Raw genomic sequence first — 17,999 nt, forward strand, 5'->3', positions numbered from 1 at the left:
AGTTTTCCTGGCAACCCTGCGGGTACCCGGCGTGCCACCCGGCATGCGCCGGTTTGCGGCGTTCGACGGCTGGGCGCACGGTGAACAAGGGCCGGCCCTTCGGGTCCGGCGTCCCGCGACCCCGAGAGGACAGCGATCCTGATGCACAAGGGCAAGACGATGCAGATCAAGGGCAAGCTGAAGGAAACCCTCGGCAAGACCATGGGCGACAAGGCCATGCAGAGGCACGGCCGGGGAGATCAGCTGCGCGGGAAGGCGCAGGAGATGGCGGAGAAGGCCACCGACCAGATCCGCAGGCGGTCGAAGCACTGAGCACGAAGCGGACGAAGCACGAAGCACGGCGCCGGTGAGGAGCTGCTCCGAGTGACTGATCAAAGCAAGAAGCTGCGCGGCAAGGGCCGGGAAGCGGTGGGCAGGACCGGGGAGAGTCCCGGTAGCGCCACCGATGACGAGGAGCTGCGCCTGAGAGGAAAGAGCGAGCGCGTCCTGGGTGAGGTCAAGGAGGCGGCCGCGAAGGCCGGGAACGCCGAGCGTGAGGCGACGGACGCCGCAAAGGGGCTGCGCCCGCACAAGTAGCGAGCAAGCAGCGAGCAGAACCCGGGCCCGGGTGGGAGTGTCGTCTCGCACCCGGGCTCCGCGCTGCCGGTCGGGCTATCCCGGTTTGCGGGTGGTGAGGGTGAAGAGTCCGCCGTCGGGGTCGCGGAGTGTGGCGTGTTGGGGGGTGTCGGGGTGGTGGTTGGGGGGTGTGGGGGTGGGCAGGGTGGTGGCGCCGTGGCGGGTGGCGGTGTGCAGGGCGGTGTCGAGGTCGGGGACGTAGAAGTGGACGTGCCAGCGGGGGCGGATGTGTGGGTCGGGGGCGGCTTCGACGGCGCCTGCGGTGAGCCGGGCGACGGTGTCGCCGTCGTGGTGCAGGACGACGTGGTCGTGTTCGTAGGCGACCTGGCAGCAGCCGGGTTTCTCGCAGGCCCAGTCGAGGACTTCGGCGTAGAAGATGGCGGCGTCGAAGGCGTCGCGGGTGCGTAGTTCGAGCCAGGCGGGTGCTTTGGCGCGGCCGACGCGCCAGTCGGGGATGACTCCGCCCTGCCAGATGCCGAAGACGGCTCCGTCGCGGTCGGCGGCCAGGGCGGCGCGGCCGGTGCCGAAGCTGAGGGGGCCGACCGCGACGGTCGCGCTGCGTTCGCGGATCCTGGCGGCGGTGGTGTCGGCGTCCTCCACGGCGAAGTACGGGGTCCAGGCCACCGGTACCGAAAGGCTGCGGGCCAGGGCGCCGATACCGGCGACCGGGGCGCCCTCGTGGAAAGCGACGGAGAACTCCTCGCCCAGTGAGGTACGCCGGAACTCCCAGCCGAACACCGCACCGTAGAAGTCCTGCGCGGCACGCAGATCCCGCGCCATCAGACTCACCCAGCAAGGAGCACCGAACACCGTACGACTCGACGTCGACACAACCGCCACCCACTGCCCGCGTGACCGGAATCGTTCCACGCTACCGCGCCCACCTGCGAGGAGCCCGGCAGCGCACGCGGCGCGCCGCCTGATGCGCCCGATCCGGTGAGGCGGCCCGTGGCCGCGGGGAACGGCCGGTGGCCGCACGCGCCCTGCTCACCGCGTGCGGCCACCCTCGTATGCACCGCAGTGCGCCCGGGGGATGTCATCCGGGGCTGACGCGGCCGCGCCACGAGCCGGATTCACCACCGCGCTGCTCGATGTAGTCCTTGAAGCGCCGCATGTCGCCCTTGACCCGTCGGTCGATCATTCCGGCCATGACAGCGGTCTTCTCCGCCACCCCGCCCGGCTCGACGTCCATCACGAGCTCCACGCGGGTGTGCGTGTCGTCCAGGCGCTGGAAGCGGACCATCCCCATCTGCTTGGTGTCGCCGCCGATCGTGCGCCAGGCGATCCGTTCGTCGGCCAGCTGGTCGACGATCTCGGTGTCGAACTCACGGCGTACGCCGCCGATCTTCGTGGTCCAGTGGTTGTGCAGGTCGTCGATCTGCCTCACCTCCTCGACGCCCTCCATGAACTTCGGGAACTCCTCGAACTGCGTCCACTGGTTGTAGGCGGTGCTGATGGGAACGCCGACCTCCACCGACTCCTTCACCGTGGTCATGACTGCGCGCCTCCTTTCCGTGGCCGCCGCACGAGCAGCGGGTCTGCCGTGCGGACCGGGTCACGGGGACGCGGGTACCCGGCATCGGCGCGATTACCACCCGGGACACCCGATTGCGGATCACCGGCCTCTTCCGCACCGACGTCAGGACTCGCCGCCCCCGGGTTCACGGGCACGTGCGCCTGCCCGCGTGCGTCCGGACGAGGGGGCGCGCTGAGGATGCCGCCGCAGGTATTCGTTCTCCAGCGCGGCCGTCCGGCTCGTGTGCGTGGCCAACGCGTCCTCTGATCCGTACAGCAGGGTTTCATGGCGTGTGCGATGAACAGCTTCCAGCTCCTTGAGCAGCAGCGCTTCGTCCAGCTGCTCAGGCGCCACCCCGCGGTCCCGCTCGTTCATGACTCGCACCTCCTGGTCGGTGCATCGGTGCATGCGCATCGCGCGATCGCCCCACTGCTGCCCGTACCCGGATGGGTGTGAACCACACGCGGGGCGCGCGACGGGCCCGTCGCGGCCGCTCCAGAGCCGGCAGAGGGTGCACCGCGGCGAACGCACACGACGATTGCCCGCGACCGACCGGTCCCGGGGCCCGGCCACTACGATGCCGACGGCTCGGGCGCGGGGCCTGCGAGGGGACCGGGCCGAAGTGATGACGGGGCCCACGGAGGCACCGGCCCGGTGCGGGAGCGCAAGGACTGGAGCGAGCGGATGGACGGTGGCATCGCCCGGGGGCGCGTGCTGGTCGTGGACGACGATCCGGCGATCCGGCGTTCGCTGGAGCGCGGGCTGAGGCTGGCCGGTTTCGCCGTGGCTCTGGCCGAAGGGGGACGGCCCGCCCTGGACCGGATGGGGGCGGAGCCGGCCGATGTCGTGGTTCTGGACATCTCCATGCCGGACGTCGACGGAATCCAGGTGTGCCGGACACTGCGCGCCGACGGCAACGATGTGCCGGTGCTGATGCTGTCGGCGCTGGACGAGACGGCGGACCGGATCGCGGGGCTGCAGGCCGGTGGCGACGACTACCTGGTCAAGCCGTTCGCCTTGCAGGAACTGGTGCTGCGGCTGGAGGCGCTCCTGCGCCGCCGGCCGCCCAGGGCCACGGACGTGGTGCGTGTCGGCCCTTTGGAGCTGGATCCGGCGGCCCGCGCAGCACGTCTGGGCGGGGAGCCGCTGTCGCTGACCCGGCGGGAGTTCGAGCTGCTGGAGGTCCTCGCGCGCAATACGGGGATCGTGCTCACCAGGGACCAGCTCCTCGACCGCGTCTGGGGGTACGACTTCGAGGTACGCACGGACGCCGTCGACACCTTCGTCAGCTATCTGCGCCGCAAGCTGGAGGGCGGCGGCAGGGCACGGTGCATCCACACGGTGCGGGGAGTCGGCTTCGTCCTGAGGTGCGACGACGACGGGAGTGGGCGGGGATGAAGCGGATGAAGCTGGCCACACGAATCGCCATCGCCGTGGCCGTCACCGTGCCGGTCCTGGTGCTCGCGGCCGGCTGGCTGCTGCTCCAGCTGGTCGCGCGCGATCTGCACACGGAGCAGGACGCCCATCTGCGGGACCGCGCGGCGCTGGTCGCGGGAGACGCCCGCCGGCTGCTGCGGGCCGCCGCCGCCGACCGGCCCGCCGCGGTCGAGCAGGCACGTGAGCGTCAGCTGTACGCCACGGCGCTGGACGTCGGCATCCGGCTGACGGGGCCTCAGGGAACCGTCTCCGGCGGCCCCCAGCCCGGTTCGGCCGTACCCCTTCCGGACAGCGCGGCCAGGCCGGTGACCGTCGAGGACGGGAAAGGCAGCTGGCGTGTGCTCTCGGTCCGGATACAGGGGTCACGGCCGGGGGTCGACGGGACACTGTGGCTGTTCTCCCCGGACACCGCCGGCGAGCATCAACTCGCTCTCGTACGCAGGCGCGTGGCGACCGTGGCGGTGCTGGCCGCTCCGGTGTCCGGTCTGCTGGGCCTGGGTGTCGCCTCGCGGGCCGGCCTGCCGCTGCGCAGACTGCAGCAGCGCACCAGCGGACTCGACCCGTCGGCGGATGCGGCGCGCCTGGAGCACGTCCCGACCGGCGTCACCGAGGTGGACGACCTCGCGATGACCCTGGGGACCGTACTCGCCCGCTACGACGAGCAGGCCGCCAGAACCGCCACCGCCCTGGCCACCGCGCGCTCCTTCGCGGCCGCGGCCGCGCATGAACTGCGTACACCGCTGATGAGCATGCGGACCAACCTGGACGTCCTCACCGAGCACCCCGGTCTGGATGCGACGGACCGGACGGAGGTGCTGAAGGATCTGCACAGTGAGCACGCACGGATGCTGGGTCTGCTGCAGATGCTGCGCGAACTCGGCCGGGGCGACCTGGTCGAGGCCGACGCCTTCGGACCGGTGGACCTTGCGGAGGTGATCGACGCCTCGGTTGCCGACGCCCGGCGCAGGCATCCGGAGGCCGCGATACATGTGCCGGCGCTGCCGCGTCTGAGCGTGTACGGCTGGGAACCCGGGCTGCGTACGATCGTCGACAACCTCCTCGCGAACGGCCTGGTCCACGGGCGGGACGGCGACGGACGGGCCCGCATCGAGGTGGGACTGCGGCCCGGCGGCCACGGCACGGAACCGGTCGCGGTCCTCACCGTGGACGACCGGGGGCCCGGTGTCCCGCCCTGTCAGCGCGATGCGGTGTTCCAGCGCTTCCGGCGAGGACCGGACAGCCCGGGCTCCGGGCTCGGCCTCACGCTTGTCGCACAGCAGACAGCCCTGCACCGGGGAAGTGTCCAGGTCAGGGACCGGCCGTCCGGTGACGGTGCCCGGTTCGAGGTCCGGCTCCCCGTGCGCGGGGAGACCGTGCCTCCGCTGCCGGCCGGCCGGGACTGGCTGATCGGAACGGCCCGGCATTCGCAGGACTCTTGAGGGCCACGGTCAGGGCCCGCCGACACGCCACCGTGGGTGAGGAGCGCGACGGTCCGCGTCGTCACGCCGGTGTGGCGGGCGAGGGAGCGTAGAGGGTGCGACCGAGAGTCTGTCCCCCGCCGAGCCTTGCACGAGTGAAGCGGTGAATCCGTGCCGCGGTGAGGTGAGCACCTGCTGTGCCGGTCCCTGCTCGATGAGTTCCCCGGCGTCCAGTACGGCGATCCGGACCGCAGTCGCTGCGGTGCCGAGGTCGTGGGTGATCAGGACCAAAGCCAGTTCGGGTCGGTCGCGCAGCAGGACGGCGAGCGTGTCGAGGAGGCCGCGCCGGGTGACCGTGTCGAGGCCGGAGGTGATCTCGTCGCAGATCAGCACCCGCGGCCGGGCGAGCAGGGCCCTGGCGAGCGCGGTCCGCTGCAGTTCGCCGCCGGACAGCCGGCCGGGTCTGCGGCGTACCAGCTCCTCCGTGAGGCCGAGGCCGCTCAGGGTGTTCAGGGCCTCGGCGAGCGCCTCGCGCGGGTCCGCTCCTCGCAGGCGGACCGCCGTGCGTGCCACCTGGTCCAGGACCGGTCGGTGTTCGTCGAACGCGGCCTTCGCGTCCTGGAAGACGTACTGGACCGCGGCCAGTTGTTCACGGGTCCGGGCGCGCAGGCTGCGCGGGAGCGGAGCGCCGTCGAGCAGGACATCGCCTTCGTACTCCTGGTGGAGTCCGGCCAGGCAGCGGGCGAGCGTGGTCTTGCCGCTTCCGGAACGGCCGACGACGGCCAGGCACTGGCCCGAGCGGAGGGTGAGTTCGGGGATGCGCACCACCTCCGTGGTACTGCGGGCGCCGTCGCGGTGCCGCGCGCTGAGGCCACGTACCTGGAGTGTTACGTGCCCTTCGCGCACAGGCGGGCGCCCACCTGATTTCCCTTCCGCTGCCAGGAGTTCGGCGGTCCAAGGGTGCTGCGGTGCAAGCCACAGGTGCTCCGCGGGAGCCGCCTCCACCACTCGGCCCCCGCGCATGACAAGAACCTCGTCGGCCAGTGCCCGGACGACGTCCAGGTCGTGACTCAGCAGGACCACCGCGATGCCCTGCCGGGCAACCGCCGCCAGTTGGTCGACGATGCGCCGCTTCGTCACCACGTCCTGCCCTGTGGTCGGCTCGTCCGCGACCACCACCCTGGCACCGAGCAGCAGTGCCTGTGCCAGGACGAGGCGCTGCTGCTGGCCGCCCGAGAGCTGGTGCGGATAGCGGCGCAGCAGGGGCTCTCCCTCCGGGAGCTGGGCGAGGGTCAGGGCGTCCAGGATGCGCTTGCGGGCGGCTGCTCTCCGCTCGGGTCCGGGCAGGCTCCGCACCTGGTCGCGTGCGATGTCCTGCAGCAGTGCGCCGACACGGCGTGCGGGATTGAGGACGGCGCCGGGGTGCTGGGGTACGTATCCGACGAGGCCGTCGGCCACGCGGACGTCGCCGGTCACCCGGGCACCCGCCGGGTACTCGCCGAGCAGTGCGAGACCCGTGGTGGTCTTGCCGCTGCCGGACGCGCCGACGAGCGCGGTGACCTTCCCGGGCCGCACCCGAAAGCTGACTCCGTCGACGATCGCCCGGCCGCCGATCTCGACTCGTAGGTCCTCTACCTCAGCGACCGCGTCCACGCCCGTTTCCTCTCTTCCGGTGAGGCTTTTCCAGTACGGCGTCGAAGAGCAGGTTGCTCCCTATGGTCAGGGCGACGATCAGCAGGGCCGGCACCACCACGGCCCAGGGCTGGACGAACAGCCCCGTACGGTTGCGGTCCACCATGACCGCCCAGTCGGAGGCGTCCGGCGCGACTCCGACGCCGAGGAACGCCGCCGTCGCCACGAGGTAGAGCACGCCTGTGAGCCGTACGCCCGCGTCGGCGGCGAGCGTGCGCGCGATCGACCTGCCGACGTGGCCGACGGCCATGCGCCACCATGTCTCTCCCTGCATGCGCAGCGCTTCGACGGCCGGGCGCGAGGCCGCCTCGGCCGCGGCCGCGCGGACGATCCGCCCGGCGTCCGGGATGTTGACCAGGGCCACCAGCAGTGACAGGCCCACTGCCCCCGGCGGGAAGACGGAAGCCACCAGCAGGATCAGCAGCAGCGACGGCACGGCGAGAAGCACGTCCAGGGGCCGCATCAGCAGCTCTTCGAGCCATGTCCGGTGGGTGAGTGCGCTGATGAGCCCGAGCGGCAGGGCTGCCAGGTAGGCCAGGGCCGTCGCGGCGAGGGCGACGAGGACCACGGACCGACCACCGAGCAGCACCTGCTGCCACACATCCCGGCCGACGAAATCTGTGCCGAGCCAGTGTCCCCCGCCGAGCGTGAAGGAGGGCGCTCGCGGCCCGGACTCGCCCGCGAAGAGCGGCCCGAGCAGGGCCAGTACGAGCGGTACACCGACGATCGCGACGCCGAGTCGGAAGCGTGGCTTCACGCCGCCACCCCCGCTCGGGGCGCGAAGGTGCGGGCGACCAGGTCGGCGCCCAGATTGAGGACGACGGCGGTCAGCCCGAAGACCACCGCGAGGCCCTGCACCACGGGAACGTCCCGTTCCGCGACAGCGTTCATCAGTACCGTTCCCAGCCCGGGGATCACATACAGCGCCTCCACGACGATGACCCCGCACAGCAACCAGTCGACCGTGCGGGCGAGTTGCTGGGCGGCAGGCGCGATGGCGTTGGGCAGTGCGTGCGTGTAACGGATGCGGGCGCCGGAGATGCCGTAGCGGCGGGCCTGGGCGACGTACGGCGAGGCCAGCGCGTCGATCATGCCCGCCCGTACCAGGCGCGCCAGTGAGCACACTGGCCGCGACAGTAGGACGAGCACGGGAATCACCAGCGCCGCGGGGTGGGCGAGGAGGTCGGTCCCGTAGCCGACGGCGGTCGGCGGCAGCCAGTCCAGGCGCAGGGCGAAGACGGTGACCAGCAGCACACCGAAGGCGAACTCCGGGACCGCGTACACACCGAGCGTCACCGAGCTGACCAGCCGGTCCACGAGCCGCCCCTCATGCCGCGCGGCCAGTACACCGAGGCCGACACCGGTCGGCACCAGCAGGATCGTCGTGAGCGTGGCGAGCAGCACGGTCGGCCCGAATCCGTCCGCGATGTACGAGGCGACGGGCCGTCCCGAGGCCAGGGAGGTGCCGAGGTCGCCGTGCAGCAGCCCGGCCGCCCAGTGCGCGAGCCGTTCGTGCGCAGGCCGGTCCAGGTGCAGCGCCCCGCGGATTGCCGCGATCCGCGCGGGGTCGGGCTGGTCGCCGGCGAGCGCCACGGCGGCGTCGCCCGGCAGCGCCTCGGTGAGGGCGAAGACGAGCAGCACGACGGCTGCCGTCTGCGCGCCGCCGAGCAGCAGCCGCCGGGCGACCCAGGACCCGAGTCCGATCACGCCAGCCAGACCTTGTCGAAGCGTGCCCAGTCGAGGGAGTTGGCGGGGGCCGTCTCCTCGATGCCCCGGACGTTGCGGGCGGTGCCCAGGATCCAGTCGGCGAAGCCCCAGATCAGGAAGCCGCCCTCGGTGTGCAGGCGGCGCTGCATGCGCTCGTAGACGGCGGCGCGCTCCTTCTTGTCCTTGGTGGACTGTGCCTGCTGGTACAGGGCGTCGAAGTCCTTGTGCTTCCAGTGGGTCGCGTTGGTGGTGGAATCGGTGAGCAGGCGCTGGGAGATGTGGGACTCGATGGGCATGGCGCCGGAGCGGTAGGAGGCGAGGGTCCCGGAGTCGAGGATGTCCTTCCAGTAGCTGTCCTTGCTGCCGGTCCTGATCTTGATGGTCACACCTGCCTTGGCCGCCTGGTCGCGGAAGATCGCCGCGGCCTCGGTGAATCCGGCCGCGACCGGGGAGGTGTCGAGGGTGACCTTGAGCTTCTCGGCGCCGGCCTCCTTCAGCAGCTTGCGGGCCCGGTCGAGGTCCTGTTCGCGCTGCGGCAGGCTGCTCGCGTAGTACTCGTAGCCCTTGCCGAACAGGTCGTTGCCGATCTCGCCCGCGCCGGACAGCGCGCCGTCGACCAGTTCCTTGCGGTCGGCGATCAGGAAGAACGCCTCACGGACCCGCTTGTCGTCGAACGGCGGCCGGTCCGTCTTCATGACGAAACCCTGCATGGCGCTGTTACGCAGCCGGACGATCTGGATCTGCCCCTTGTCCTCGTGGGCGCGGGCGGTGGCGGGATTGAGTTCGTGGGCGTACTCGATCTGTCCGCCCAGCAGTGCGTTGGCGCGTGCCGATTCCTCGTTGGCGACGACGAACTCCAGCTCGTCGAGGTGGGGGGCGCCGTCCCAGTAGGCGTCGTTGCGCTTGAAGACGGCGGACTTGCCGGGGGCGAAGGACACGAAGCGGAACGGGCCGCTGCCGATCGGCTTCTTGTCGAAGTCTTCGTGCCCGTCGGGAACGATGTACGCGCCGAACGCGGCGAGTACGTTGGGGAATTCGGCGGTGGGGCGCTTGAGGACGAACTCGATGGTCCGCTCGCCCAGGGCGCGGCTTGCCTTCAGGTCAATGGGTTCCAGTGATGCCTTGGCCCGGAACGCCTTGGCCGGGTCGGCGATGCGGCGGTAGCTGTAGAGGACGTCCTGGGCGGTCACCGGCCTTCCGTCGTGGAAGGAGGCCTTGCGCAGGGTGACTTTCCAGCGGTCCAGGCCCGCGTTCGGCTCCCAGGCCGAGGCGAGCCGGGGCTGTGCGGCGAGGTCCGGTCCGTAGTCGGCGAGCTTGTCGAAGAGGGCCTTGGCGCGGGCGGCATCGGCGAAGAGGTTGCTCAGGTGCGGGTCGAGGGTCTCACTGGCACCGCCGCCGGCGAAGGCGGCGCGCAGCCGTCCGCCGCGCTTGGGCTTGCCGTCGCCCTTGGCGGAGTCAGGGGCGGTGTTGCCGGAGCCGGCGCACCCGGCGAGGGCGAGCGCACCGAGTCCGGCCGCGCCTCCGGCCGCGGCGAGGAAGCCCCGGCGGCGCAGGCCGGAGAAGCGGTTGTGGTTGACGGGGACGTCGTTCATCAAGGTGTCCTTGCTGTGCGAGCGGTTGTCGGCGTGGAGGGGTGGCGGGTGTGGGTCAGGTGCGGTCGGTCAGACGGGCGACGAGATGCAGCCGGTCGGCATCGGCCGTGGCTGCCGGCAGGTCCCCCTCCTGCCAGGGCGGCTCCGTACGCGGACCGGGCCGGTCGTACAGGGCGAGGACCTCGAAGCCGTGGGCGGTGAGGACGTGACGCAGTTCCTGGGGGAAGAGGAGCCGCCATGCGGAGCGCTGCTCGACGGGCGGCGATCCGTCGTCGGAGGTCCACACCCGGGTGCGGCGGAGCAGTTGCGCGGCCCGGTCCACGTGCAGAGTGGTGGTGGACCGGTAGGCGGTGCCCTGCCAGGTGAAGCCGTTGAGGGACGGGCTGTCGAGGAGGTCCGTACGGCCGAGGAAGAAGGCCCCGTTGCGCATCTCGGCGACGAGCAGCCCTCCGGGTGCCAGCGAGGTGCGGCAGGAGCCCAGGAAGCCGTCGAGCTCTTCGTTGGTGTGGCAGTACAGCAGGGCGCTGTCCAGGCAGACCACGGCGTCGAAGGACCGCTCTCCCAGGTCGAAGGCGTGCAGGTCGGCCCGTACGTATTCCGGGCCGGGTTGGTGCACGCGGGCGTGCTCCAGCATCGCCTCGGACAGATCCGCGCCGACGACCGTGCGGCCGGCCTCGTGCAGGTACGCGGCGTCGCGGCCGGTGCCGCAGCCGATGTCCAGGATCCGCGGACCGGCCCCGTACCGCCGCAGACAGTCCTCGGCCCAGCGCCCCGCCAGCCGCGTGGCGTCAGGGAAACGGGCTTCGTACAGGGCCGGGTTGTCGGTCAGCAGGTTTGCGTTCCTCATCTGTGTCTCCTCACGCCGGCACCGGTACGGCCGCCACGGGGGCGGGAAGGACACGGAGGCGGTGCAGCCACACGACGCCCGCAGCCGAGGCGATCCCGAAGGTCAGGCAGCACGCCCAGGGCAGCCACTGCGCTCCCGTGCGCTCGCCTGCGTCCATGGCCCAGCCCACGACCGTGTTGCCGAGGGCCGCGGCGATGCCCGAGACCACGTAGAACAGCCCGAAGTAGGTGCCGGTGAGCTCGGGTCGGCCGAAGCGGGGGATCAGCTCCATCACGAACGGCTGGGCGATCATGACGCCCACGTAGAGCAGCACCGCACCGGCCAGGACGGGCAGCGCGCGGAGCACCGCGCCTGCGGCATCGCCGGGCGCCGCCCCGGCGTCCGACACCACCATGGGCGGTACGAAGGCGAGTCCCATCAGCGCCAGACCGGCGCTGATCCATCGCGCCCGGCTGCCGCGCTCCTTCAGCGCCCGAGTGATGCGCAGCTGCAGCCAGAGGTTCGTGAGGGTGCCGACGAGGAAGACCATGCCGGCCGCGCCGTCCCAGCCCGTGGCCCGGCGGGCGCCGTCCGGCAGCAGCAGGTACAGCTGGTTCTCCATGGTGAACATGCCGACCATGGCCAGGGCGAACGCCAGGAAGCCGCGGTTGCCGACCACATGCCGCCAGTCCGCGAGGACGCTGTTCGTCGAGGGGGCGACCTTGCGCGCCGGCAGCACCATCGCCTGGGCGATCGTGAGCACTGCGAAGATCCCGGACGCGGTGAGTGCGGCGGCCCCGAAGTCGACGAGCAGCAGGGCGCTGCCGATCAGCGGCCCGATCAGGGCGCCGGTGGTCGCGAAGACGTTGAACAGGGCGAAGGCCTCGGCCTTGCGCTCCCCGGCCTCCAGGGCGAGATACGCGCGCACGGCCGGGTTGAACAGCGCCCCGGCCAGTCCGCTGAGTACGGAGGCGGCCAGCAGCACCGGCAGCCCGTCGCCGAGAGCGAAGAGCCCGAAGCCGACGGTGCGCAGCGCGCAGCCCGCGACAATGACCCCGCGCGCACCCAGCCGGTCCGATGCCGATCCGCCGATGAGAAACAGGCCCTGCTGGCTGAGGTTGCGCACGCCGAGCACGATGCCGACGACAGCGGCTGACAGCCCGAGGTCCTGGCTCAGATGCACGGCGAGGTACGGGATGAGCAGGTAGAAGCCGGTGTTGACGCCGAGCTGGTTGACCAGGAGGAGCCGTATCGCGAGGGGGAAGCCGCGTATCTCGTGCCACGTCTTCACCTGCGGTCCTCCTTGAGGCGCGGGCGAACGCCGAGGCCGGGGCGGCGACTTGCTTGTACGGTGCCGTCGGCACCGCCGATGCCGGTCCACGGGTCGTCGGCGAGCAGCAGATGCCCGTCGAGGTCGATCCACCGGGCGCGGTCGGCGAGATGCACGGCGGGGGCGATTCCGAGCGTGCTGGCGGTCAGGCAGCCGAGCATCAGCTCGGTCCCGGTGTCCGCGACCAGTTCGGCGATCCGCAGTGCTGCGCTGACGCCGCCGCACTTGGCGAGCTTGACGTTGATGCCCTGGACCCGTCCGGCGAGGCGGCGGGCGTCCTCGTGGCCGACCGCGTCCTCGTCGGCGATGACCGGCAGCGGCGAGCGTTCGGCGAGCGTCGCCAGCGCCTCGGGGTCGCCGGGTGCGATCGGCTGCTCGACGGCCTCGATTCCCAACTCCGCGAGGCGGGGCAGCAGCCTCTGGGTCGTGCTGACCGTCCAGGCCCCATTGGGGTCCAGGAGCAGGCGCGCGTGGGGAGCGGCGGCGCGTACCGCCCGTACGCGCTCCAGGTCGTCGGCGGGGTCCGGGGAACCGGCCTTGATCTTGATGACCGAGAACCCGTCCCTTACCAGGCGGGCGGCCTGGGCTTCGGCCCGGCTCGGCGACGTGATGCCGATGGTGCGGGCGGTCGCGGCGCACGGCGCGACGGAGGCGCCGAGCAGTTCGTGGACCGGGATGCCCGCCTGCTTGCCCAGGAGATCGAGCAGAGCGGACTCGACGGCCGCGGTCACGGCCGGCGGAGTGCTCTCCCGGCCTCCGTTGTGCAGGGCCTCCAGGGCGCTCTCCGGTTCGGCGAAGCGGGCCAGCCACTGGGATTCCGCGTGCAGCAGTCGTCCGAGGGTGTCGGCGTCGAGGCCGTAGTACACGCTGGTGACGGCCTCACCGTGGCCGTGCCGGCCTGCGTGTTCGACGGACAGCCAGACGGCCTCGCGGGCCGCCATGGTAGAGCGGGATATGCGCAGCGGCTCGGTGAGTTCGAGGCGCACGGTGCGCTGACGGGCCTTCACGGACTCTCTTCCAGATGCGGGGTTCGGTTGTCCAACGGGTCGGTGACGGCGCTGCACCGGGTCCATCCGGTGGCCTCCACGGCCCTCGGGTGTGGGATCTCGACCGGCCGAGTGGTGGCGGTGGCCAGATCGAGACCGTGTGCGGCGGAGAAGTCGTCGTCGTAGACGGTGGAGAGGTAGCGGTGCGGCCCGTCGGGGAAGACGGTGGCGACGACGGCTCCCGGGTGGACACGGGCGGCCCAGGCGGCCACCAGCGCCACGGCTCCGGTGCTCCAGCCGCCGCTGACGAAGTTGCCGGCGGCCAGCCGTCGGCAGGCGTCCGCGGCCTCCGCCGGCCCGACCCAGTGGACTTCGTCGAACGCGTCGTAGGCGACATTGCGCGGATGGATGCTGCTGCCCAGGCCGCGCATCAGACGCCGTCTGGCCGGCTGGCCGAAGATCGTGGAGCCGGTGGCGTCCACGCCGATCAGCCGGAGCCCGGGCCAGTGACGGCGCAGTGGGCCGACGACACCGGCGCTGTGGCCGCCGGTGCCGACGCTGCACACCAGCACGTCCAGGTGGTCGAGCTGTACGGCCAGCTCGGCGGCGAGGGAGGCGTAACCGGCGATGTTGTCGGGGTTGTTGTACTGATCGGGCCAGTAGGCGTCCGGCAGCGATGTCAGCAGTGCACGCAACCGGGCCAGCCGGGCGGCCTGCCAGCCGCCCTCGGCAGCCGGGCGGTCGACCAGCTCCAGCCGGGCGCCGTACGCGCGCAGCAGCTGTCGCATCGAAGGCTCCAGCTCGGTGTCACCGACCAGCACGATCGGATGCCCCAGGGCCTGACCGGCGAAGGCCAGCCCGATCCCGAGTGTTCCGGAGGTGGACTCCACCACCGGGGCCCCTGGCCGCAGTTCACCGCGCTCCTTGGCTCCGAGCAACATGGAGACGGCTGCTCGCGCCTTCATGCCGCCGACGCCGAGACCTTCGAGTTTGGCCCAGAAGCCGGGCTGCGGGCAGGGCAGATCGACGGTGACGCGGGCGAGGGGGGTCCGGCCGAGCAGGGCGAGCAGCTCCCGGTTGCCCGCAGGGCTGAGGACGGCTGTGGTCACAGGACGGCTCCGGAGCGCTCGCTGCCGCCGTAGCGGTGGACGATTCCGGGCCCGCCGTCGAGCCAGAAGAAGGGATACGGCTCGGCGGACACCGCGCTGACTCCGGCGCCGATGAGGCGCGGCAGCACCGCGCTGCCGGTCTGGGCGAACATCACCAGCGGCTTGCCGTGCCGCAGCGCGTGCTCGCGCAACGGCTCGAAGCTGCCGTTGCCGAGTGTCATGCCCGAGGCGAGGACGGCGTCACAGCGTTCCAGTTCCGTGAGTGCGTCGGTGCGTACCGGCTCGCCCCACTCCGTGGTGCCGCCCTTGAGGTCGCAGGGTATGTACGCCAGACCGCGTGCGCGCAGCGCCTCCAGCAGGGAGTTGACCACGCCGACGACGAGCACGGTGCGCCCCGGGGGGACATCGAGCAGAGCGGTGACGGCCGCGGCTCTCGCCCGGGACTTCTCCACCGAGCTCCCGGCGGGGAGCGGACACGGCCGTGCGCCGCTCGCGGAACCATGGGGAAGCACGTGCATCAGGTAGGCGTCCAGGGCGGCCACCCGTACCGGCAGCAGTTCGTGCGCCAGCAGCTGGGCGATGTCCGCGCCGACGCAGTCGTCGACGGCGCTGTCGGGGAGCCCGCCGGGCTCGACCGCGCACGAGCCCACGGCTTCGGCCAGGCGCAGGCTGAGCACTTCGTTCCGGTAGCCGCCGCTGCGCCCGTCATGCCGTACGGCCTGGCGCGTGGTGAACGCCACGGCGATCCGCCGGGTCTTCGGGTCGGGTCCGAAACCTCCGCCGAGTACGCGGTCGACGAGTTCGTCGTACGAGGCCACGGTGATGTTCCTGCGGGTGATGGTGGTCATCGGCCGGCCACCTTCGGACAGAGTGCCGAGAGCAGGGTCTCGACCCGGTCGCGGGCGCCGAGGCCCTCGGCGTCGGCGGCCATGACGTGGCCCAGGTACTCGTTGTTGCTGCCCGCTGCCTTGACGACCTTGCCGGGCTCGGCGAGCTGGAGCTCCAGCAGGCCCGCTGCCGTGCGTACGTCGTCGGCGCCGTCGACGGACTCGAGTACTCCCCCGGTGTCCGGCACCAGGAATCCGATGGCCGCGCTGCGCAGGCCGGTGGCCCGTCGGCGCAGGTCCGGTTCGCGGCCGAGGGCCACGTCGACGCAGGCGGCGGCGAGGTCGATCCCCGTCACATGACGGACCAGTTCGGTGATGCGGTTGCCGCCGGGGCGGGGGTTGACCTCCACCACCCGGGGCCCGTCGGGCGTCAGCTTGATCTCGGTGTGCGCCACGACCCCGTCCAGTCCGAGGGCCTTCAGCGCCTGAAGTGCCGTCTGTGCGGCCGCCTCGGCGTCAGCGGCAGCGAGCGCCGCAGGGAACATGTGGCCGGTCTCGATGAACGCCGGCGCCCCGCCGACGCTTTTGTCGGTCACCCCGACCACCTGCGCCGTTCCGGCGAACGACACGGTCTCGACGCTTACTTCCGGCCCCCGGAGCAGCTCTTCGAGCAGGACCACGGGCTCGCGGCGCTGGCCTCGCGCGTTGACGGGGAAGTCCGCGAGCGCCCGGTAGGCGCGAGCCAGTTCCGACTCGTCGTCGACACGCCGCACGAACATCCCGGCGCACAGGTCCACCGGCTTGAGCACCAGCGGGTACCCGATCCCCCGGGCCGCATCGGCGGCCTCGGCCCAGTCCGCGCAGATCGCGAACCGCGGCCCTGGCACTCCGGCATCCGCCAGGACACGGCGGGTCGCGTCCTTGCGGCAGGCGTTCTCGACCGCCGCGGAGGAGGGGCCCGGCAGCCCCAGGCGGCCGGCGATCCGCGCGGCCGTCGGGAGGTAGTAGTCGCAGGAGGTGATCACCCCGTCGAAACCCAGTGCACTGTGGGCGCGCTCGGCGAAGGGCAGCAACGTCTCGATGTCGTTGGTGTCGGCGGTCAGCACGTTGTGCGCCGCGAGCAGCGGGTGCGCGGTGCCCTCAGGGGCGGAGCGCAGGTAGTGGTGCAGATCACGGGTGAGGAAGGTGAACTTGTGCCCGCCCTCGCGGATCGCTCGTGGCAGCAGTCTGCTCATCGATCCGACCCAGCTCTCGACCATCAACAGATGGGCCACGGCTTCCTCTTCTCAGAACGCGGGTGGGGACGCATGACGCGTCGGCGGCACCCGTCCGGGACGGTCCGCCTTGACGCGACGATACGTTATCGACAATCGTTTTCATTGTCATCTGATCCGTCGTCGATTCTCTGAATGCGAGACCCGTGACTCCTGCTGTACGTCACCGGGGCATGCTCTGCGCCCTCGTGGCCACGACCGCCGCCCTGGTACCGACCGTCCCTGTCCACGCCACCACCACCCCGGCCACATCACTGCATTTCGGCGCCTGCCCGGAGTCCATGCCGGTCCCGGCCGCCCCCGATCGGGTGGAGTGCGGGTGGCTGAGCGTCCCGCTCGACCGGGAACGCCCGGACGGCGAGCGCATCAGCATCGCCGTCTCGCGCGTACGCGCTTCGGGGCCACCCGAGGAGCGGCGCGGCATTCTGTTGGTGAACCCGGGCGGGCCGGGTGGCCCTGGGCTGGCGTACGCCGTCACCAAACGGGCCAAGTTGCCCGAGCGCGTGCGCCGCTCGTACGACGTCATCGGCTTCGACCCGCGCGGAACCGGACAGAGCGCGCCCGCGGACTGTGGCCCGATGGGGGGCCTTTTCGACAGCCCCGGAGCGGAGCCGGTACCGTCCGGCCACACCGAGGAAAAGGCGTACCTCGACTCATTGAGGCGTATGGCGGACGACTGCGCGGCCGGCGTCGGCGACGCGCTGGAGCATCTGTCGACCACTCAGACCGCCCGGGACATGGACGCCATACGCTCCGCACTCGGCGAACGGCGGATCGGCTTCCTGGGCGTCTCCTACGGCAGCTACCTCGGCGCCGCCTATGCCGCGCTGTTCCCGCAGCGCGTCGGCCGTATGGCGCTCGACAGCGTCGTCGGCCCTGGCAAGTGGCACGACTTCGACCTGCGGCAGAGCCGGGCACTGCTGCGCCAGCGCGAGGTGTTCTTCGCCTGGGCCGCCCGGTACGAAGAGCGCTTCGGTCTCGGCGGCAGTGCCGGCCGGGTCCGTGACGCCTGTCGTCGGGCGCGCCAAGGACTCGCGGCCCGTCCCGTGAACGGCTTCGGTCCTGCCGAGTTCGACCGTGCCGTGTACCGAGCGCTTGGCCGCACGGAACGCTGGGAGGACCTCGCGGCAGGCATCCACGCGTACCTGCACGACGGAGACATCCGACTCCTGCGCCCCGCCGCCCCTTTCGACGGCACCGCATCACGCACCTACGAGGCCGCGAACCGCGTCGTGAAGTGCGCGGACGGGCGCGGCCCCACGCCGGGTCGGGTCACGGCCGGCCTCCGGCGCCTGAGGGGTCTCGACCCACAGCCGATCGTCACGGGAATCGAAGCCTCGACTTGCGCCTACTGGCACCACATACCCGCCCGCGGCACCCGGCTCGGCAGCCCGGCGGCGCCCCCGGTGCTGCTGATCGCCTCCGAACACGACCCCGTCACACCCGTCGAGGGCGCCCGCCGACTTCGGCAGCGACTGCCCGGCTCACGCCTGGTCACCCTCCACGACGACTACTCCCACGGCGTGTTCGCCAGCCGGGGCAACGCCTGCGTGGACAGCGCCGCCGCCGCGTACCTGGTCGACGGGACCGTCCCCGCGACGGATGTGCACTGCGTCGGCCCCGGCCTGCCGACACCCCGGGTCCCCGACGAATGAGTTCTCAGCGAACAA

The 17,999-nt window shown here is 71.7% G+C and carries 18 protein-coding genes; 5 read left to right on the top strand and 13 right to left on the bottom strand.

The genetic code is table 11. From position 1 onward, the window contains the following. Nucleotides 1–141: 141 nt before the first annotated feature. Both ACFU5O_RS14685 and ACFU5O_RS14690 read left to right on the top strand, forming a co-directional pair. Nucleotides 142–312 (top strand): CsbD family protein, encoded by a 171-nt coding sequence (locus ACFU5O_RS14685; protein WP_384240101.1) that lies wholly within the window; start codon nucleotides 142–144, stop codon nucleotides 310–312. A gap of 51 nt (nucleotides 313–363) precedes the next feature. Next, the gene (locus ACFU5O_RS14690) at nucleotides 364–576 is read left to right on the top strand and encodes a hypothetical protein (RefSeq protein WP_384240103.1); all 213 of its coding nucleotides are present in this window, start codon (nucleotides 364–366) and stop codon (nucleotides 574–576) included. A gap of 75 nt (nucleotides 577–651) precedes the next feature. On the opposite strand, the gene ACFU5O_RS14695 is transcribed toward ACFU5O_RS14690, so the two are convergent. The 3 genes from ACFU5O_RS14695 to ACFU5O_RS14705 form a co-directional block, all read right to left on the bottom strand. After that, on the bottom strand, nucleotides 652–1,395 hold the full coding sequence (locus ACFU5O_RS14695) for a VOC family protein (RefSeq protein ID WP_384240105.1): 744 nt from the start codon (nucleotides 1,393–1,395) through the stop codon (nucleotides 652–654). 256 nt (nucleotides 1,396–1,651) lie between these two features. Next, entirely contained in the window at nucleotides 1,652–2,110 is a 459-nt protein-coding gene (locus ACFU5O_RS14700) for an SRPBCC family protein (protein WP_384240106.1), read from the bottom strand. Between the two features lie 144 nt (nucleotides 2,111–2,254). After that, entirely contained in the window at nucleotides 2,255–2,506 is a 252-nt protein-coding gene (locus ACFU5O_RS14705) for a DUF6158 family protein (protein ID WP_384240107.1), read from the bottom strand. A 309-nt stretch (nucleotides 2,507–2,815) separates the two neighbouring features. On the opposite strand from ACFU5O_RS14705, the gene ACFU5O_RS14710 reads away from it, so the two are divergent. Both ACFU5O_RS14710 and ACFU5O_RS14715 read left to right on the top strand, forming a co-directional pair. After that, nucleotides 2,816–3,529, top strand: a complete 714-nt coding sequence (locus ACFU5O_RS14710) for a response regulator transcription factor (protein ID WP_384240435.1) — start codon at nucleotides 2,816–2,818, stop codon at nucleotides 3,527–3,529. Between the two features lie 5 nt (nucleotides 3,530–3,534). Next, nucleotides 3,535–5,007 carry a sensor histidine kinase gene (locus ACFU5O_RS14715; RefSeq protein WP_384240437.1) on the top strand — a complete coding sequence of 491 codons (1,473 nt, stop codon included), beginning with the start codon at nucleotides 3,535–3,537 and terminating at the stop codon, nucleotides 5,005–5,007. A 9-nt stretch (nucleotides 5,008–5,016) separates the two neighbouring features. On the opposite strand, the gene ACFU5O_RS14720 is transcribed toward ACFU5O_RS14715, so the two are convergent. From ACFU5O_RS14720 to ACFU5O_RS14765, 10 genes are read right to left on the bottom strand one after another with little or no spacing between them, the layout of a single operon-like run. Beyond that, nucleotides 5,017–6,639, bottom strand: a complete 1,623-nt coding sequence (locus ACFU5O_RS14720; protein WP_384240109.1) for an ABC transporter ATP-binding protein — start codon at nucleotides 6,637–6,639, stop codon at nucleotides 5,017–5,019. After that, nucleotides 6,623–7,435: an ABC transporter permease gene (locus tag ACFU5O_RS14725; RefSeq protein ID WP_384240110.1), complete on the bottom strand. Its 813-nt coding sequence runs from the start codon at nucleotides 7,433–7,435 to the stop codon at nucleotides 6,623–6,625. The genes ACFU5O_RS14720 and ACFU5O_RS14725 overlap by 17 nt, the downstream gene beginning before the upstream one ends. Next, the gene (locus ACFU5O_RS14730) at nucleotides 7,432–8,385 is read right to left on the bottom strand and encodes an ABC transporter permease (RefSeq protein ID WP_384240112.1); all 954 of its coding nucleotides are present in this window, start codon (nucleotides 8,383–8,385) and stop codon (nucleotides 7,432–7,434) included. Before ACFU5O_RS14730 ends, ACFU5O_RS14725 begins: the two co-directional genes overlap by 4 nt. Continuing rightward, nucleotides 8,382–9,977: an ABC transporter substrate-binding protein gene (locus ACFU5O_RS14735; protein ID WP_384240114.1), complete on the bottom strand. Its 1,596-nt coding sequence runs from the start codon at nucleotides 9,975–9,977 to the stop codon at nucleotides 8,382–8,384. The genes ACFU5O_RS14730 and ACFU5O_RS14735 overlap by 4 nt, the downstream gene beginning before the upstream one ends. A 55-nt stretch (nucleotides 9,978–10,032) precedes the next feature. Next, nucleotides 10,033–10,824: a class I SAM-dependent methyltransferase gene (locus tag ACFU5O_RS14740; RefSeq protein ID WP_384240116.1), complete on the bottom strand. Its 792-nt coding sequence runs from the start codon at nucleotides 10,822–10,824 to the stop codon at nucleotides 10,033–10,035. 10 nt (nucleotides 10,825–10,834) lie between these two features. Then, nucleotides 10,835–12,094 (bottom strand): MFS transporter, encoded by a 1,260-nt coding sequence (locus ACFU5O_RS14745; RefSeq protein WP_384240118.1) that lies wholly within the window; start codon nucleotides 12,092–12,094, stop codon nucleotides 10,835–10,837. Continuing rightward, nucleotides 12,091–13,140, bottom strand: a complete 1,050-nt coding sequence (locus ACFU5O_RS14750; protein WP_384240120.1) for a mandelate racemase/muconate lactonizing enzyme family protein — start codon at nucleotides 13,138–13,140, stop codon at nucleotides 12,091–12,093. Before ACFU5O_RS14750 ends, ACFU5O_RS14745 begins: the two co-directional genes overlap by 4 nt. Beyond that, complete coding sequence (locus ACFU5O_RS14755) at nucleotides 13,137–14,228, bottom strand: PLP-dependent cysteine synthase family protein (RefSeq protein WP_384240121.1); 1,092 nt, start codon at nucleotides 14,226–14,228, stop codon at nucleotides 13,137–13,139. The genes ACFU5O_RS14750 and ACFU5O_RS14755 overlap by 4 nt, the downstream gene beginning before the upstream one ends. Continuing rightward, complete coding sequence (locus tag ACFU5O_RS14760) at nucleotides 14,225–15,076, bottom strand: Rossmann-like domain-containing protein (RefSeq protein ID WP_384240123.1); 852 nt, start codon at nucleotides 15,074–15,076, stop codon at nucleotides 14,225–14,227. Before ACFU5O_RS14760 ends, ACFU5O_RS14755 begins: the two co-directional genes overlap by 4 nt. After that, entirely contained in the window at nucleotides 15,073–16,329 is a 1,257-nt protein-coding gene (locus ACFU5O_RS14765) for an ATP-grasp domain-containing protein (protein ID WP_384240125.1), read from the bottom strand. Before ACFU5O_RS14765 ends, ACFU5O_RS14760 begins: the two co-directional genes overlap by 4 nt. 188 nt (nucleotides 16,330–16,517) lie before the next feature. Between ACFU5O_RS14765 and ACFU5O_RS14770 the strand changes: the two genes are divergently transcribed. Beyond that, nucleotides 16,518–17,984 (top strand): alpha/beta hydrolase, encoded by a 1,467-nt coding sequence (locus tag ACFU5O_RS14770; RefSeq protein ID WP_384240127.1) that lies wholly within the window; start codon nucleotides 16,518–16,520, stop codon nucleotides 17,982–17,984. Nucleotides 17,985–17,999 lie beyond the last annotated feature (15 nt).

Origin of the sequence: Streptomyces sp. NPDC057445 (genome assembly GCF_042802855.1) — a bacterium.
Lineage (GTDB): Bacteria > Actinomycetota > Actinomycetes > Streptomycetales > Streptomycetaceae > Streptomyces.

Excerpts from the sequence above, each read along its gene's own strand:
- ACFU5O_RS14685 (WP_384240101.1), top strand. The coding sequence starts at position 142 with ATGCACAAGGGCAAGACGATGCAGATCAAGGGCAAGCTGAAGGAAACC.
- ACFU5O_RS14695 (WP_384240105.1), bottom strand. The coding sequence starts at position 1,395 with ATGGCGCGGGATCTGCGTGCCGCGCAGGACTTCTACGGTGCGGTGTTC.
- ACFU5O_RS14700 (WP_384240106.1), bottom strand. The coding sequence starts at position 2,110 with ATGACCACGGTGAAGGAGTCGGTGGAGGTCGGCGTTCCCATCAGCACC.
- ACFU5O_RS14705 (WP_384240107.1), bottom strand. The coding sequence starts at position 2,506 with ATGAACGAGCGGGACCGCGGGGTGGCGCCTGAGCAGCTGGACGAAGCG.
- ACFU5O_RS14710 (WP_384240435.1), top strand. The coding sequence starts at position 2,816 with ATGGACGGTGGCATCGCCCGGGGGCGCGTGCTGGTCGTGGACGACGAT.
- ACFU5O_RS14715 (WP_384240437.1), top strand. The coding sequence starts at position 3,535 with ATGAAGCTGGCCACACGAATCGCCATCGCCGTGGCCGTCACCGTGCCG.
- ACFU5O_RS14735 (WP_384240114.1), bottom strand. The coding sequence starts at position 9,977 with ATGAACGACGTCCCCGTCAACCACAACCGCTTCTCCGGCCTGCGCCGC.
- ACFU5O_RS14740 (WP_384240116.1), bottom strand. The coding sequence starts at position 10,824 with ATGAGGAACGCAAACCTGCTGACCGACAACCCGGCCCTGTACGAAGCC.
- ACFU5O_RS14760 (WP_384240123.1), bottom strand. The coding sequence starts at position 15,076 with ATGACCACCATCACCCGCAGGAACATCACCGTGGCCTCGTACGACGAA.